General features: G+C 67.4%; 15 protein-coding genes. 9 read left to right on the forward strand and 6 right to left on the reverse strand.

Annotation, left to right across the window (positions count from 1 at the left end; all coding sequences use genetic code 11):
• Positions 1 to 271: 271 nt before the first annotated feature.
• The gene (gene dnaA, locus ACYVHU_RS14560) at positions 272 to 2341 is read right to left on the reverse strand and encodes a chromosomal replication initiator protein DnaA (protein ID WP_498948766.1); all 2070 of its coding nucleotides are present in this window, start codon (positions 2339 to 2341) and stop codon (positions 272 to 274) included.
• A gap of 857 nt (positions 2342 to 3198) precedes the next feature.
• Here dnaA and rpmH point away from each other — a divergent pair.
• From rpmH to ACYVHU_RS14605, 9 genes are all read left to right on the forward strand, one after another.
• Positions 3199 to 3342 carry a 50S ribosomal protein L34 gene (gene rpmH / locus ACYVHU_RS14565; protein WP_078762022.1) on the forward strand — a complete coding sequence of 48 codons (144 nt, stop codon included), beginning with the start codon at positions 3199 to 3201 and terminating at the stop codon, positions 3340 to 3342.
• Between the two features lie 81 nt (positions 3343 to 3423).
• Positions 3424 to 3924, forward strand: a complete 501-nt coding sequence (gene rnpA / locus ACYVHU_RS14570; protein ID WP_078762021.1) for a ribonuclease P protein component — start codon at positions 3424 to 3426, stop codon at positions 3922 to 3924.
• A complete protein-coding gene (yidD, locus tag ACYVHU_RS14575; protein WP_078762020.1) occupies positions 3921 to 4238 on the forward strand; it encodes a membrane protein insertion efficiency factor YidD in 318 nt (105 codons plus the stop codon). The genes rnpA and yidD overlap by 4 nt, the downstream gene beginning before the upstream one ends.
• Before the next feature lie 29 nt (positions 4239 to 4267).
• A complete protein-coding gene (gene yidC / locus ACYVHU_RS14580; protein ID WP_498948767.1) occupies positions 4268 to 5200 on the forward strand; it encodes a membrane protein insertase YidC in 933 nt (310 codons plus the stop codon).
• Between the two features lie 155 nt (positions 5201 to 5355).
• Positions 5356 to 5862 carry a Jag family protein gene (locus ACYVHU_RS14585; protein WP_235000980.1) on the forward strand — a complete coding sequence of 169 codons (507 nt, stop codon included), beginning with the start codon at positions 5356 to 5358 and terminating at the stop codon, positions 5860 to 5862.
• A 322-nt stretch (positions 5863 to 6184) separates the two neighbouring features.
• On the forward strand, positions 6185 to 6850 hold the full coding sequence (gene rsmG, locus ACYVHU_RS14590) for a 16S rRNA (guanine(527)-N(7))-methyltransferase RsmG (RefSeq protein ID WP_235000979.1): 666 nt from the start codon (positions 6185 to 6187) through the stop codon (positions 6848 to 6850).
• Between the two features lie 248 nt (positions 6851 to 7098).
• Entirely contained in the window at positions 7099 to 7929 is an 831-nt protein-coding gene (locus ACYVHU_RS14595) for a ParA family protein (RefSeq protein ID WP_200813637.1), read from the forward strand.
• Between the two features lie 25 nt (positions 7930 to 7954).
• The gene (locus ACYVHU_RS14600) at positions 7955 to 8881 is read left to right on the forward strand and encodes a ParB/RepB/Spo0J family partition protein (RefSeq protein ID WP_078762016.1); all 927 of its coding nucleotides are present in this window, start codon (positions 7955 to 7957) and stop codon (positions 8879 to 8881) included.
• Positions 8882 to 9112: 231 nt separating this feature from the next.
• Entirely contained in the window at positions 9113 to 10210 is a 1098-nt protein-coding gene (locus tag ACYVHU_RS14605; protein ID WP_235000968.1) for a peptidoglycan recognition protein family protein, read from the forward strand.
• 101 nt (positions 10211 to 10311) lie between these two features.
• Here ACYVHU_RS14605 and trxA read toward each other — a convergent pair whose 3' ends face one another.
• The 5 genes from trxA to ACYVHU_RS14630 form a co-directional block, all read right to left on the reverse strand.
• A complete protein-coding gene (trxA, locus tag ACYVHU_RS14610; RefSeq protein WP_078762015.1) occupies positions 10312 to 10635 on the reverse strand; it encodes a thioredoxin in 324 nt (107 codons plus the stop codon).
• A 48-nt stretch (positions 10636 to 10683) separates the two neighbouring features.
• Positions 10684 to 11616 carry a thioredoxin-disulfide reductase gene (trxB, locus tag ACYVHU_RS14615; protein ID WP_078762014.1) on the reverse strand — a complete coding sequence of 311 codons (933 nt, stop codon included), beginning with the start codon at positions 11614 to 11616 and terminating at the stop codon, positions 10684 to 10686.
• A gap of 132 nt (positions 11617 to 11748) precedes the next feature.
• Positions 11749 to 12597, reverse strand: coding sequence for an anti-sigma factor family protein (locus tag ACYVHU_RS14620; RefSeq protein WP_078762013.1), 849 nt, complete (start codon positions 12595 to 12597; stop codon positions 11749 to 11751).
• Positions 12594 to 13214, reverse strand: coding sequence for an RNA polymerase sigma factor SigM (gene sigM / locus ACYVHU_RS14625; RefSeq protein ID WP_078762077.1), 621 nt, complete (start codon positions 13212 to 13214; stop codon positions 12594 to 12596). The genes ACYVHU_RS14620 and sigM overlap by 4 nt, the downstream gene beginning before the upstream one ends.
• An 8-nt stretch (positions 13215 to 13222) precedes the next feature.
• Positions 13223 to 14776 carry a hypothetical protein gene (locus ACYVHU_RS14630; RefSeq protein ID WP_078762012.1) on the reverse strand — a complete coding sequence of 518 codons (1554 nt, stop codon included), beginning with the start codon at positions 14774 to 14776 and terminating at the stop codon, positions 13223 to 13225.
• Between the last annotated feature and the right edge of the window lie 105 nt (positions 14777 to 14881).

Raw genomic sequence — 14881 nt, forward strand, 5'->3', positions numbered from 1 at the left:
GCCTCCACAGTCTGTCCACGGGTTATCCACCCCTTGTCCACGGGTTATCCACGGATTCCCCACAGCCGGGTGACCACGGCGCTGGAAACCACCCCGGCTTCACCCACAGGAAATCCCCAGGTTGCCCACAGCGCAACCCAGGTTATCCGCAGGGTTGTCCACGGGTTATCCACAGGTCTGTGCATGGTAAAAGCGCCCACGGGGCGGGGATGGCGAGGGACGGCACACACCGCGCCCCTCACCCTGGACGGGCGAGGGGCGCGAAACGGGGTCAGATGTTGCGCGACTGCTGTTTGATCCGGTTGGTCAACTCGGTCACCTGGTTGTAGATCGAGCGGCGCTCCGCCATCAACGAGCGGATCTTGCGGTCGGCGTGCATGACCGTGGTGTGGTCACGGCCTCCGAACTGCTGGCCGATCTTGGGAAGGGAGAGATCGGTGAGCTCACGGCACAGATACATCGCGATCTGACGGGCCGTGACCAGCACGCGCGAGCGCGACGTCCCGCACAGGTCCTCGGTGGTCAGGCCGAAGTACGACGCGGTCTGCGCCATGATCGCCGACGCGGTGATCTCGGGCCCCTCGTCGTCGGGGATGAGGTCCTTGAGGACGATCCCCGTGAGGTGCAGGTCGACCGACTGGCGGTTGAGGCTGGCGAAGGCGGTGACCCGGATCAGCGCGCCCTCCAGCTCCCGGATGTTCGTCGAGATCTTGCTCGCGATGAACTCCAGCACCTCGGGAGGTGCGGCCAGCCCTTCCTGGGCCGCCTTCTTGCGCAGGATCGCGATCCGGGTCTCCAGCTCCGGGGGCTGGACGTCGGTGATCAGCCCCCATTCGAAGCGGTTGCGCAACCGGTCCTCCAGGGTGACCAGCTGCTTGGGCGGCCGGTCGCTGGAGATGACGATCTGCTTGTTGGAGTTGTGCAGCGTATTGAAGGTGTGGAAGAACTCCTCCTGCGTCTGCTCCTTGTTCTCCAGGAACTGGATGTCGTCGACGAGGAGGACGTCGATGTCGCGGTAGCGCCGCCGGAAACCGTCGGCCTTGCCGTCGCGGATGGAGTTGATGAACTCGTTGGTGAACTCCTCCGAGCTCACGTAGCGGACCCGCGCCCCGTCGTAGAGCCGCTGGGTGTAGTGGCCGATGGCGTGCAGGAGGTGGGTCTTGCCCAGACCGGAGCCACCGTAGATGAACAACGGGTTGTAGGCCTTGGCCGGGGCCTCGGCGACGGCCACCGCGGCGGCGTGCGCGAAGCGGTTGCTCGAACCGATGACGAAGGTGTCGAAGGTGTACTTCGGGTTGAGGCGGGCCGGCTCGGCCGAGGTGTGGGGCTGGTTGCCCCCCTCGTCCGGGGCGAGGGACGCCGACGCCGATCCGCCGGGGGGCGCGTCCCCTCCCGGTCGGGGGGCGTCGGAACGGTCGTCGAACGACGGGTGCTGTTCCCGGCCGGCCGGCCCCGACCGCCCCGGGCGACGGTCGTCGTCCCACGCGGGGGTCTCCCACCGGTTGGGGGCGTCCCACCGTGAGGTGTCCTCCCAGGAGCGGTAGTGGGTGTCGTCGGGCCGGGCCTGTTCGCGCGGGGCGCGGTAGCTCTCGGCGAAATAGCCGCCGAGGTCGGCGGGGTGCGGCGAGGGGGGTTCTTCGCGTGTGGCGAGCAGGTCCTCACCACGCGGACCGGGCCCCTGGTAACCGCCGTAGCCTCCGGGACCGTGCTCCTGCCGGGGCTCGGGCCGGCCGTCGCGGGAGTGCGCGGGCTCGCCGGCGTGCGGTGCCCGGCCTCGCGGGCCGCGATGGCCGTACGCCTGCTCATCGGGGGCGGGCTGCCCGAACTGGCCATTGGGGAACGCCTCGGTGGCGGCCGGTGCGGCCGGTCCGTCCTCGGGCGTGATCATCGGCTGCTGCCAGGCGTGCTGTTCGTCGCGCCCGAGGCGGTCGTCGGACTCCCAACGCGGAGGGTGGTCGGTGTGCCGTCCATGCCTGGGGGCGCCGCCCGGGTGGTCGCGTCCCGGCGTGCGAGGACCGTGGTCGGACACCTGAGGGGGCGAAGGATAGGAGGTCGGTGTCATCGGCGCGGGCTGGACGGCGGTGGGATCGACCGTCACCGCCACCCGGATCTCGCGCCCGAGCTGGGCGGACAGGGCCTGGCTGATCGCGGGCCGCAGCCGTGTCTCGAGGATCTCCTTGGCGAACTCGTTCGGAGCGGCCAGCAGCGCCGTGTCCTCGATCAGGCCCAGGGGCCTGGTCTGCGGCAGCCAGGCACGCTGTTGCGGAGGCAGGGTGCTGTTGTCCAAGGTCTCCAGCACGCTGGTCCACACCATTGCGAGGTTGACCTGTGCCTCAGACACGGTGACCTGCCATGGTTCGCCCCCTTCTCGCGGTTCTGTCGATGAGGACGGGCGTTCGCCCGTCCACTGTGTTCCGGCCGCGTGCGGCGGTCGCGCGTTGTCGTGGTCCGCTCCCTCCAGCGCGGACCTGTCCGTCCACCGTCGAGGACCGGCGTCCCATTGTCTCGGTCGTCGGAGCGGTCGCGGTCACGACAGGGCTTGGACGGCCGGGAACGGCGGCGTATACACGAACGGTGTTCTGTGGGTAACCGAAGGTTTTCTGTGGACTCTGATGTGTACGCTCGGTCAGCTCGGCTGTGTCTCCGTGAACCTGGGCTCCTTCGTCCTTCCACAGCTTTCAGGCTTCATCCACATGTTGTGCACCATGTTGTACACAGCCTCGCAGAACCGTGCCGGCCTAGCTGACTTATCCACAAAGCCCAGCTGGAGGGGGTTCTGAACAGGGTGTGGATAAGAGGTGGCCGGGCGACAGTAACCGCCGTGTGGGCCGCTGTTCAACTCGAACGTCATCCACAGCTTAGGCGGCCTTGTGGGAAGCCCGCAGCCTGTGGACAACGTGTTTTCCACAGACCGTAGGGTTGGTGGAAAACCTCGTGGCACCGACCCTGGCTGGGAGGACGCCGATTTGACCGCGGCTCGGTCGGGCCGTATGTTCTTTATGCTTAAGTCGCTATCTGTCTGTGCACCGACGATCCGCACGCCGTCATGTCGGCCGCGATCGGCGCACGGCGGTGGCCGCGACCCGAGCGGGCGATGTTCCAGCCGAGCGTCCCCGCGACAACAGAGCAGGAACGACAAGCCCGGCAAGACGCGGGGTCGCCCCCGAGTACTTCCTTGAACGCCCCTGGAGCCCAGCAGTGAGCAAGCGTACGTACCAGCCGAACAACCGGCGTCGCGCGAAGACCCACGGTTTCCGGTTGCGCATGCGCACCCGTGCGGGGCGCGCGATCATCGCGGCGCGCCGGCGCAAGGGGCGCGCGCGGCTGTCCGTGAGCCAGTAGTCACCGCGCCTCGATCGTCACAACGGACCGGTCTGCCCGTTTCGGCAGCCGGTCCGCTTGTTGTGTGCAAGGACTGAACCGATGTTGTCCCCTCGGAACCGCATGCGGCGCAGCGCCGAGTTCGGCCTCGTCATGCGCAGGGGACGCCGAACCGGGCGCGACTCCCTGATCGTCGCCTATCTCCCGCCCCGTCCGGCGGAGGAGGGGACCCCGGCGCCAGCCGAGGAGCCCCGAGTGGGGTTCGTCGTGAGCAAGGCGGTCGGCGGAGCCGTCGTCCGCAAGCAGGTCCAGCGCCGACTGCGGCACCTGGTACGGGAGCGGCTCTCCCTTCTCCCGCCAGGTAGCCTGATGGTGATAAGGGCGAAACCCACGGCCGCCGACCAGACCTATCACACGCTGGGCGAGCAGCTCGACGACGCCCTCAGATCCGTGACCCGCCCTCGTGGTCCGGCCAAGCGCCGCCGGGGACGTGCCGCGGGCACACCCGAAGACACCCCGGTCGGCGGATCTCCGCAGAGCGGGGGCGAGGACACGGTCCGGGAGACCGCGCAGCGGCCTTCCGGAGAGCGGGCGACTTCATGACACACGATGGACCGAACCCCGTGGCGCGGCTGCTCATCCTGCCCATCCGCGGATACCAGCGCTTCATCAGTCCGCTGTTCCCACCGGTCTGCCGTTTCTACCCCTCATGTAGTGCCTACGCCGTCGAGGCGTTACAGGTACACGGGGCGTTCCGAGGACTATGGCTGGCCGCCAGGAGGATTGGGCGTTGCCATCCGTTCAACCCGGGGGGAATCGATCCGGTCCCACCCCGCACGGGCGACTCCGCCCGGAAGGCAACCGAACCGGGTCCGGGAACCGGCGGTGACACCGCTCCCGGCCCATCGGGCCTGTGAAGCTGGACTGAAGACAAGGGAGTTATCCGGTGCTCGACCCGCTGTATCAAGCCGTCGGCTGGGTGTTGATCCAGATCCATTCGGGTCTGACATTCCTCGGACTGGACCCTGACAGCGGCTGGGCTTGGGGTCTGGCCATTGTCCTCTTGACGTGTCTCATGCGTCTGATCCTGGTCCCGCTGTTCGTGAAGCAGATGCACACGCAGCGCAAGATGCAGGACATCCAGCCGAAGCTGCTGAAGGTTCGCGAGAAGTACAAGAACGACAAGCAGCGCCAGCAGCAAGAGATGATGAAGCTCTACCAGGAGAGCGGCACCAACCCCATCATGGGCTGCCTCCCGCTGCTGCTGCAGATGCCGGTCTTCTTCGCGCTGTTCAGCGTGCTGCGTAGTGTCGCGCAGGGAAACGCCCAGTACGGTTTCACCCAGGAACTGGTGCACAGCGCCCAGGGCGCCCTGATCTTCCACGCGCCGCTCGCCGCGCAGTTCACCAGCTCCGCCGCCGAGCTGGAGCAGTACGGTGCCAACCCCGTCATGGCGAAGGTCATCATCGCCCTGGCCTGCGTGATCATGGGCACCACGACCTTCCTCACCATGCGGCAGAGCATGAAGCGCAGCGCTGCTCAAATGGCGGCCATGCCGGACAACCCCATGGTCCAGTCGCAGAAGATCATGCTCTACCTGGCGCCGGCGTTCGGTCTGTTCGGTCTGGGCATGCCGATCGGTGTTCTGCTGTACTGGGTCACCTCCAACATCTGGACCATGATCCAGCAGCACTTCCTCTACCGGAAGCACCCGGCCCCCGGGTCCCCCGAGGCCGAGGCCAAGAGCCGGAAGAGTCGGTCCGTGAAGGGCGAGGAGAAGCAGCCGGAGCCGGTCGAACAGCCTAAGATCGAGCGTAAGCAACCGAAGAAGCAGCCGCGGTCGAAGCGGGGCGGCGGGAATCCGCAGAATCGGCATTAGGTCCACTCTGATCACGGGAAGTGACCCCCGCAGGGGTGGGTGCGCAGGCATCAGCCCTTGACGCGCACGACCGGCAGGATCGCGAAATAAGGAGACACCTCGCTGTGACCAACAGCAACACCGATGACGTGGAGGAGACCGGCGCCGGCGTCGCCGTGGCGGACGCTTCGGAGCGGGAGGAAGCAGCGGATCCCGAAATCGATATCGAGGCGCTGGAGAACGAGGGCGACATCGCGGCGGACTACATCGAAGGTCTGCTCGACATCGCTGACTTCGACGGCGACATCGACATGGACGTGGAAGGGGACCGGGCGCTGGTCTCCGTCGTCGGTGCCACGCTCGACGAACTCATCGGCGATAAGGGCGAGGTCTTGGAAGCGCTTCAGGAGCTGACGCGCCTGGCGGTCCATCGCGCGACAGGGTCCCGCAGCCGGCTCATGCTTGATATCGGTGGATTCCGTGAAGGGCGTCGCAGGGCGCTCAGCCGGATCGGCGCCGAGGTGGCCGAGACGGTCAAGAAGACGGGCGAGGCCAAGCCACTCGAACCGATGACCCCCTTCGAGCGCAAGGTGGTGCACGACGCGATCGCCGCCGCCGGCCTGCGTAGCGAATCGGAGGGCGAGGAGCCGTACCGCTACGTGGTGGTGTATCCGGCTGACTGACCGGCTCCATCGGTTTCACGTGAAACGAGCAGCGCCCCTCACGCATAGGATCGTGAGGGGCGCTTTATTGTGTGATTTTTCGAGCGGAGCCCTGCCGCCTCGACGGGACGAGGCTGGGCGCGATCGACATCTCCGCTCAGGGACGTGTCGACCTGTTGACTTGTGGATGCAAAGGCCAAGGTGGTAACTGATGACCTCTTCTCGGGATTTCGCGTCGCGAGCTCTCGGGCCGGTCCAGCGCCGCCGGGAACCCGAGAACGCGGACCTCTCTTCTCGTGAGAGTCCAGAAGAGCTGGGGGGTCCGAGCGAACAGGCGATCGAGCTGTTCGGGGACACCTTGCCTGTGGCGCGGCGTTACGCGGAACTGCTCGCGGACGCCGGCGTGCAACGTGGGCTCATCGGCCCGCGCGAAGTCCCCCGCTTGTGGGAGCGGCATCTCATGAACTGTGCCGTGGTCGAGGAGCTCCTCCCGGACGGGGCCGAGGTCGTCGACATCGGGTCGGGAGCCGGATTGCCGGGACTCGTTCTCGCGATCCTGCGACCTGACCTCTCGGTCACCTTGCTTGAACCTCTTCTTCGCCGGACGGTCTTCCTTCAGGAGAGCGTCGACCTTCTCGGGCTCTCGAACGTCACCGTGCGACGAGGGCGCGCGGAAGAGGTGAAGAAGGAGGTGCGTGCCGACTTCGTCACGGCGCGCGCAGTCGCCCCGCTCCCCAAGCTCGCCAAGTGGGCGCTCCCGCTTCTCCGGACGGGAGGAAGTCTGCTGGCGTTGAAGGGGGAGCAAGCAGAAGCTGAACTCGAAGAGGCGCGCGCAGATTTGTCACGCCAGCGTCCTTGCGTCGCAGATGTGATTCGAGTGGGGCGCGGTAAAGTCGATCCCGCTACCACGGTCGTTCGCGTCACGGTCACCACCGAGAGCGACCCGGCTGCCCCGTCCAGAGGCCAACGTGCATCGCGCGGCAGGAAGAAGCGCGGACGGAAGAGGTGAACTCATTCGTGCCCCAGAACCCGACCGATGGCGCCTACGTTTCACGTGAAACCGGCCCGGCCCCCGCAGTGGAATTCTCCCTACGAGCTACCTCTGACCCCTACGTTTCACGTGAAACATCTCAGTGGCAGGGAGATGCGGCCGTCTCGGAGGGGGTTTCACGTGAAACCGATGTCGACATAGCGCCTTCGTCCTCCGACTACGGCGTCGAGTTCGATACGCCCATCGCCCGCGCCGCCCGTGCCGCGATGACGGTACGTGGACACGGAGAGGAGGTGTGGCCCCGCCCCGAGCGGTGCCGCGTCATCAGCGTCGCCAACCAGAAGGGGGGCGTCGGCAAGACCACGACAACCGTGAACATCGCCGCCTCTCTTGCCATGCATGGCAACCGTGTCATGGTCGTCGACCTCGATCCGCAGGGAAACGCCTCCACCGCGCTGGGGATGGAGCGAACGCCCGAATCCCGCTCCGTGTACCACTGCCTCGTCGAGGACGAGGATCTGCGTTCCCTTGCGCGGCCTGTGGAACAGATCCCCAACCTCTGGTGTGTTCCGGCTACCATCGATCTTGCCGGCGCCGAGATCGAACTCGTCTCCCTGGTGGCCCGCGAATCCCGGCTCAAGCGAGCGTTCGCCGCTTACGACGAGAGCGAACTCGACTACATCCTCATCGACTGCCCTCCCTCCTTGGGCCTTCTCACCGTCAACGCGATGGTCGCCTGCGAAGAGGTCCTCATTCCGATCCAGTGCGAGTACTACGCGCTAGAGGGACTGGGGCAGCTCCTGCGCAACGTCGAGCTCGTCAAGTCGCACCTCAATCCGGCGCTCGCGGTCTCGACCATCGTCTTGACGATGTATGACGGCCGCACGCGCCTGGCTTCTCAGGTGGCTGACGAAGTCCGCTCTCACTTCGGAGATCTCGTACTCAAGACACTGGTACCGCGTAGTGTTCGGGTCTCCGAGGCGCCGAGCTATGGGCAGTCGGTCATGACCTACGATCCCGGATCCACCGGAGCCGTGGCCTACATGCAGGCGGCCAGGGAGATCGCGTTCCGCGCGAATGCGGTGGTCGGACATTGATGACAGCACGTGAAGGGAGTCGGTGGTGAGCCAGCAGCGGCGCGGTCTGGGTAAGGGACTGGGCGCGCTCATCCCGCAGGGACCAGTTGCCACGGCGGCTGGAAACGGAACGCCGGGGGCCGGGGCCGTTCCCGAAACGGTCGGTGGCGCCTATCTCGAAGAGGTTCCGCTCAAGGCGATCAGTCCGAACCCGCGCCAGCCACGTCAGCATTTCGACGAGGACGCCCTCGCCGAACTGAAGGCGTCGATCAGCGAGGTGGGTCTCCTCCAGCCGGTGGTCGTCCGCAAGATCGACGACGGCCAGTACGAGCTGATCATGGGAGAGCGGCGGTGGCGGGCGAGCAAGGAGGCCGGTCTCGACCGGATTCCGGCGATCGTGCGCCAGACCTCCGACGATGATCTGCTGCGCGACGCCCTGCTGGAGAACCTCCATCGCCAGCAGCTGAACCCCTTGGAAGAGGCGGCCGCCTATCAGCAGCTCCTGGACGACTTCGGTACCACCCACGATGAGCTCGCACGACGGATCGGCCGTTCTCGCCCCCACATCACCAACACGCTGAGACTGCTCAACCTCCCACCCGCCGTGCAACGACGGGTCGCTGCCGGGGTGATCAGCGCTGGACACGCGAGGGCGCTCCTCTCAGCCGAAGGACCCGAGCTTCAGGACCGTCTGGCCCAGCGCATCGTCGCCGAAGGGCTCTCGGTCCGGGCCCTGGAGGAGATCATCGCGCTGGGCGTGGACGACGATGCGCGCCCCGAGCGTCGCAAGCCGGTCCGCGCACCGGTTTCTCCGCAGGTCGAGGAGTTGGCAAATCGACTTTCCGACGTCTTCGACACCCGGGTGAAGGTCAACATGGGACGGAACAAGGGCAAGATCGTCGTGGAGTTCGCGACGATGGAAGACCTCGAACGCATCATCGAGACCATGGCCCCGACCGTTCGACAGGGCTGACCGGCTCAGGTCGACACGACCGCGAATCGACACGTCGATGTGTCCCCCTCGGCACATCGCCCCTCTCCAGAGGCCGGTGCGGCGCCGAAACCGCACCGGCCTCTCGCGTTATCTCCCACCGCTATGACGTGAGTCTCCCTAGACTCCTGGCGGGTACCGGGTTCTCACTGTCCGTGTGGGGAACAGCCCGGGCCCTGGACCAGGTTCCCTCCCCCCTTTGGAGATTTCCCCATGGTGAAGCGTCGGCAGTTCATGGCCGCAGCGGCGGTGGCGCTCGCGGCCGTCCCCGCGTTGCCGCGTCCCCGTGCCGCGGTGGCCGCAGGAGAGCCGACCTCCTTTCCTCACACGCTCGTGGAACGGACGTCGGGTACCGGACTGATACGTCCGGGCATGCATTTCGATCACGTCGCGTTCCAGAGCGACGGAGTGCTCCCCGAGGGGGTACAGATCAGGTTCGTCGGGGTGGAGGAAGACGGGGAGTGGCACCGTGTGCGCTTCGCCGAGCACGCGAGGGACGGTGAGGAAGGGACGCCGGTCGCCCTGCTTGCGGTTCCCGAGGGGAGTGAGGGGTACGAACTCCGCGGTGGCGGAGAGGGGCTGGCGGCCATCACGATGAACACCAGGGACGGGCAACGGATGCGTACGTCACGAGAGACCGGTGGGACGCTAGAGGTCCCGTCCGCTCTGAAAGGGCTGAGCCTGCCGCCAGTTCACTACGTCACGCGGGCCGGCTGGGGAGCGGACGAGTCGCTGCGCTTCGACGGAGCGGGAAATGAGCTGTGGCCGGCGGAGTTCTCTCCGGCCCAGACGATCACCGTCCACCACACCGCTCTCGCGGTCAACGGTGATCCCGCCGCGGCGGTACGAGCCGTCTACCATCTGCACGCCGTCGAACAGGCGTGGGGGGATATCGGCTACCACTTGCTCATCGGCCCGGACGGCACGATCTATGAGGGGCGCTACTCGGGAGAAGACCAGGTTCCCGTCTTCGCGGGCCTTCCCGTGGGGACGGGGGCGGAGGTCGTGACGGCCGGACACGTAGGCGGTTACAACTCCGGGAACATCGGCGTCTGTCTTCTCGGTGACTTCACGGGTGAGATGCCCACCCAGGCGGCTCAGGACAGCCTGGTGCGGGTGCTGGCACTCCTGTGCCTCGTCACGGGGGTGGATCCGCGGGCCCGTATCGAGTACGTCAACCCGGTGAACGGGCAGGCGATCACCGTGCACGGGGTCTCGCGCCACCGAGACTGGCTTACCACGGAGTGCCCGGGCAACATGTTCGCCGCTACCTTCGACGCGATCCGTGAACGAGTGGCCCGGCTGCTCTGACAGCGAGCGACCCGCCGCCCGGCGGTGTTTCACGTGAAACACGGCCTTGAGAACAGACATGGGCCCCGGGTTCTCCCGGGGCCCATGTCTCATGAGAAGCCTTAGATGTACTCCTCAAGGTCCTTCAGCAGCAGAGACTTCGGCTTGGCACCCATGATCTGCTTGACCACCTGGCCGTCCTTGAACAGGTTCATGGTCGGGATCTGCATGATGCCGTACTCGCGCGTGACGTTCGGCTGCTTGTCGATGTTCAGCTTGACGATCGAGATCTTGTCACCGTGCTCCTCAGCGATCTGCTCCAGGATCGGGGCGACCTGGCGGCAGGGACCGCACCATTCGGCCCAGAAGTCGACCAGGACGGGCTTGTCGCTCTTGAGCACGTCGACGTCGAAACTGGCGTCGGTGACTTCCTTGAGCTTGGACACGGGAAACTCCTCACACAGACGGGAAAAGGGGTGGAAGGGGTCGGGAGGTCAGCCGGCCTGGTCGGCGAGGTAGTGCTCGGCGTCCATGGCGGCGGAGCAGCCGGTGCCCGCGGCCGTGATGGCCTGACGGTACCTGTGGTCCACAACGTCACCACAGGCGAAGACACCGGGGATGTTGGTGTGCGTCGTGGGCGAGGCGACCGCGATGTAGCCTTCATCGTCGAGGTCGAGCTGCCCCTTGAAAAGCTCGACGCGCGGGTCGTGACCGACGGCGATGAAGAGGCCCGTGATGTCGAGCGTGCTCTCCTCACCGGTCTCGCGGTTACGCAGGCGGATCGAGGAGACCTTGTCGTCTCCCAGAACCTCGGTCACCTCGCTGTTCCACACGAAGCGGATCTTCTCGTTGGCGAAGGCGCGCTCGGCCATGATCTTGCTGGCCCGGAGCTCATCACGGCGGTGGATGATGGTCACCGAGCGGGCGAAGCGGGTGAGGAAGGTGGCCTCCTCCATGGCGGTGTCACCACCGCCCACGACCGCGATGTCCTGGTCGCGGAAGAAGAAGCCGTCACAGGTGGCGCACCAGGAGGTGCCGCGGCCGGAGTAGCGGTCCTCGCCGGGGATGCCGAGCTTGCGGTGCTGGGAGCCGGTGGCGACGATGACGGCGCGCGCGTAGTAGGACCGGTCGCCGACCTTCACGACCTTGGGGGTGGCGGTCAGGTCCACCTCGGTGACGTCCTCGGGAACCAGCTCGGCACCGAAGCGCTCGGCCTGCTTCCGCATGTTGTCCATGAGGTCGGGGCCCATGATCCCGTCGGGGAACCCGGGGAAGTTCTCGACCTCGGTGGTGTTCATCAGCGCGCCACCTGCGGTGATCGACCCCTCGAAGACGAGGGGGTTCAACTCGGCGCGTGCCGCGTAGACGGCGGCTGTGTATCCCGCGGGCCCGGACCCGATGATGATCACGTTACGGACGTCGCTCACGCTACTAGGCCCCTTAAAACTCGTACGCACGCTCGTTGGAGAGAAGTCGTTCTCTACCAACAGATGGTAGGCGCAGGCCATTCCCGGGCCCGCCCAGATCGAGCGTGACCTGGGACGAGTGATGTGGCGGGGCTATGGCGCGGGGACGGAGGCCTCGGCCAGGACCGCGGATCCGGCGTCGCCGGCGGCCCCACAGGAGGGCGAGACGACACGCAGCCCGTAGCCGCCCGACTCCCGCTGGTCCACCATCACCCAGGCGGTGTCACCCTCGTACTCGGCGATGTCGACGAGGGCCGGACGGTAGGAGCCGTCGGCGCCGAGGCTCTGGAGGCACGAGGAGACCTCGGCCGGCGGTTCGGAGGTGACGGACAGGGGAGAGGTCTCCGAGCCCTCAGCGTCGATCTGAGGCGTTTCCGCGAGAGGGGAGCGTTCGATCAGCCGCGCCCCCTGCTCGGGGAGGGCGGATTCGGTGTAGTCGGTGCCGCTCGACACCACGATGGTGCGGTAGGGGAGGGCGGCCTCGGGCTCGGCGGAGTCGCCGTTGCCGAGAGTCGGCGCGCTGGCGGTGGTACCGGGCGAGGACATGATCCCGTTCACCACCGCGGCACCTCCGCCCAGAACGAAGACGCCGGCCGCGGCGGCGGCGAGGTAGGGCATCCAACGGGTGACCCCGTTGCGCCGGGGCAGCGGAAGCACGGTGGCCCCGGCATCGTCGTCCTGGGGCGCGGGAGCACCGGAATGGGACAGGGACCGTTCGCGGAACTCGGCGCGCAGCGCTTCGTCGAGACGGTCCGCCATACCGGAGGGAAGCGGTGGCACCGGCGCCTCGGCCAGGATGCGGGGTACGTCGGAGAGCGCCGCCAGTACCTCGGCGCAGTGCGCGCATTCGGCCACGTGGGACCGGGTGGAGCGTTCCTCGTCCTCGTCCAGCAGTCCTTCGGCCAGTAGTGCGAGGTCCTCCACGTCGACATGAGACGTCACGATCTCCTGCCACCTCCTCTCGGAGATGTGACGTCCTGGGACGGGCCAGGGTTCCTGAGATGGGAGAGATATGGCAGAAGTCGCGCCCGGCCGCGAGCACACCGGCTCTTCACCGTGCCCGGGGCGACCTCGAGGATCTCGGCCGCCTCGTCCACGCGATAGCCCATCATGTCCACCAGGACGAGGGCCAGGCGCTGTTCGGTCGGCAGGCGTTCGAGCGCGGAGTGCACGTCCATGGCGGCGTCACTGCGATGGGTGGGGTCGTTGGAGGACCCCTTCAGGCGTTCGTTGGAGAGCACGTCGAGGTTGGCGTCGTCGGTGGGAACGGCCGGTCGGACCATCTTGCGGCGGATGCGGTCGTGGCAGGCGTTGACGACGATGCGGTGCAACCAGGTGCTCACCATGGCCTCGCCGCGGAATCTGTGCGCGCCCCGGAACGCGGAGAGGAACGCGTCCTGGAGGGCGTCGGACGCCTCCTCGGGGTCGCCCAGCACGCGGATGGCGACGGCCCACATGCGTTCCCGGTGCCTGCGCACCAGCTCGCCGAAAGCCCGCTCGTCGCCTTGGTTATGCCTGGTCAACAACTCCCGGTCGGGGAGTTCCCGAACAGCGTCCATCGCCGTGTTCACGTGATTCCGCGCAGCTCCACCTCGTTGACGGTGCCTCGGTACTCGCCCCCGTCCGAAGGCAGCGGAGCGGTGAACCACACCACGACGTACCGGCCTTGAGCGGGGTCGTCCAGTTTAATGTTGACCTCTCCCGATGCTCCAGCCTGTTCGCTGACCGTCGTGAGCGCGGACTCCTCAGGGGCATCGCCGACACGGAGGTGAACGCTGTAGGGGCCACCTCCGAGCTGCAGGTTCGCCTCGTGGATCTCGACGGAGGCGCCCATGTCGATGATGAGGCCGACTCCAGACTTGAGGTTCCCGAAGCTCTCGCTGTTGTAGCCCTGGGTGTTCCAGGAGGTCGAGGGGTCGCCGTCGATGGCGAGGCCGGCCTTGTCGCCGTGCTCGTCGCCGTCGTCACCCTGCGGGTCGAAGCCGTCGGCGCCGGCGGGTTCGAGCACGGAGAGCTCGGGCTCTCCGGCGTTCGCCGGTTGCTCTTCGGCCGAGGTGGCCTGGCTGTTGCCCTCGTTGGGAGTGTTCATGACGCTGCCGACGGTCCAGGCGCCCACGACCACGGCGACGAAGACGAGCATCGCCACGGCGCCGATGAGCACCTTGTTGACGGTGGACGTCGAGGAACCGGAGCGGCCGTTCCCACGGGAACCGCGCGGCGGAGTCGCGAGCTGGTGGGCGGGGACCCCCAGGCGCTCGCCGCGCTCGGCGCGGCGGGGATGCTCGGCCCGCCGGGAGGGGCCGCCCTCATCGGAGGGGGCGGGACGGGAACGCGGGGCCGAGGGCGTGACCGGAAGGGGGACCAACCGGGGTACGTCGGCCAGCGCGTCGGCGATGTCCTGCGCGCTGTTGAGAGGGCCGCTACGCCCCGCCATCTGGAAGGCGGAGCGGCAGACGATGTCGTTGAGCCGGCCGGGGATGCCGGCCCGGATCTGACTCGGCTCGCAGGGGCGGCCCGAGACGAGGGGGGCCGGCCGCAGCCCGGTCTGCTCCTCGCCCGGCCAGTGCGCGGTCAGGGCCGCGTACAGCAGCCGGCCGACGCCTCGGGCGTCGGTGACCACGGGATCGGCCGAGGTGATGCCGCGCAGGGCGGCGTCGACCCCGATGCCGGTGACCTTCACGGCTCCACCGGAGCTCCACATCAGCTTGTTCGGGGTCAGGCACAGGTGGTGGATGCCGGCGGACGCGGCGGCGGCCACGGCTTCGGCGGCTTCGGCGACGAGGCCGGCGGCGCGGTCGGGTTCCAGGGGACCCTGCGAGAGGAGCTCGGTCAGCGACTGGCCGGACACCCACTCCTCGACAACGTAGGCGGTGGGGCCGCTGTCATCGGCGTCGAAGACCTGGGTCACACGGGCGTCGGCGATGCGGCTGGCCGCTCTGGCGGCGCGCACAACCTCGCTCGTCCTGGGGAAGCCGTCGGTGAACGTCCAGACGGCGACCAGCCGGGCGAGGGTCTCGTCGGTCGCCTTCCACAGCGCGGCACCGCGGGTTTCGTTGACCAGTTCTTCGAGTCGGTAGCGACCCGCGAGCCGCGCTCCAGGTTCGATCATGAAAGTGCTCATGCCGGGAGTGACGGGCGCGACGGCCGGACATCGGGGGCCACGGCGGCGTGGGCCACCGGGATCTGAGGGACCTCGATGTGTGGGGCCATGTCGGCTGTCCCCAAC

This window comes from Marinactinospora endophytica (genome assembly GCF_054780875.1).

What these genes read in the sequence shown, in the direction of transcription:
- rnpA (WP_078762021.1), top strand. Translation starts at nt 3,424, where the DNA reads ATGTTGTCCCCTCGGAACCGCATGCGGCGCAGCGCCGAGTTCGGCCTC.
- yidD (WP_078762020.1), top strand. Translation starts at nt 3,921, where the DNA reads ATGACACACGATGGACCGAACCCCGTGGCGCGGCTGCTCATCCTGCCC.
- ACYVHU_RS14595 (WP_200813637.1), top strand. Translation starts at nt 7,099, where the DNA reads ATGACGGTACGTGGACACGGAGAGGAGGTGTGGCCCCGCCCCGAGCGG.
- ACYVHU_RS14605 (WP_235000968.1), top strand. Translation starts at nt 9,113, where the DNA reads ATGGTGAAGCGTCGGCAGTTCATGGCCGCAGCGGCGGTGGCGCTCGCG.
- sigM (WP_078762077.1), bottom strand. Translation starts at nt 13,214, where the DNA reads ATGGACGCTGTTCGGGAACTCCCCGACCGGGAGTTGTTGACCAGGCAT.
- ACYVHU_RS14630 (WP_078762012.1), bottom strand. Translation starts at nt 14,776, where the DNA reads ATGAGCACTTTCATGATCGAACCTGGAGCGCGGCTCGCGGGTCGCTAC.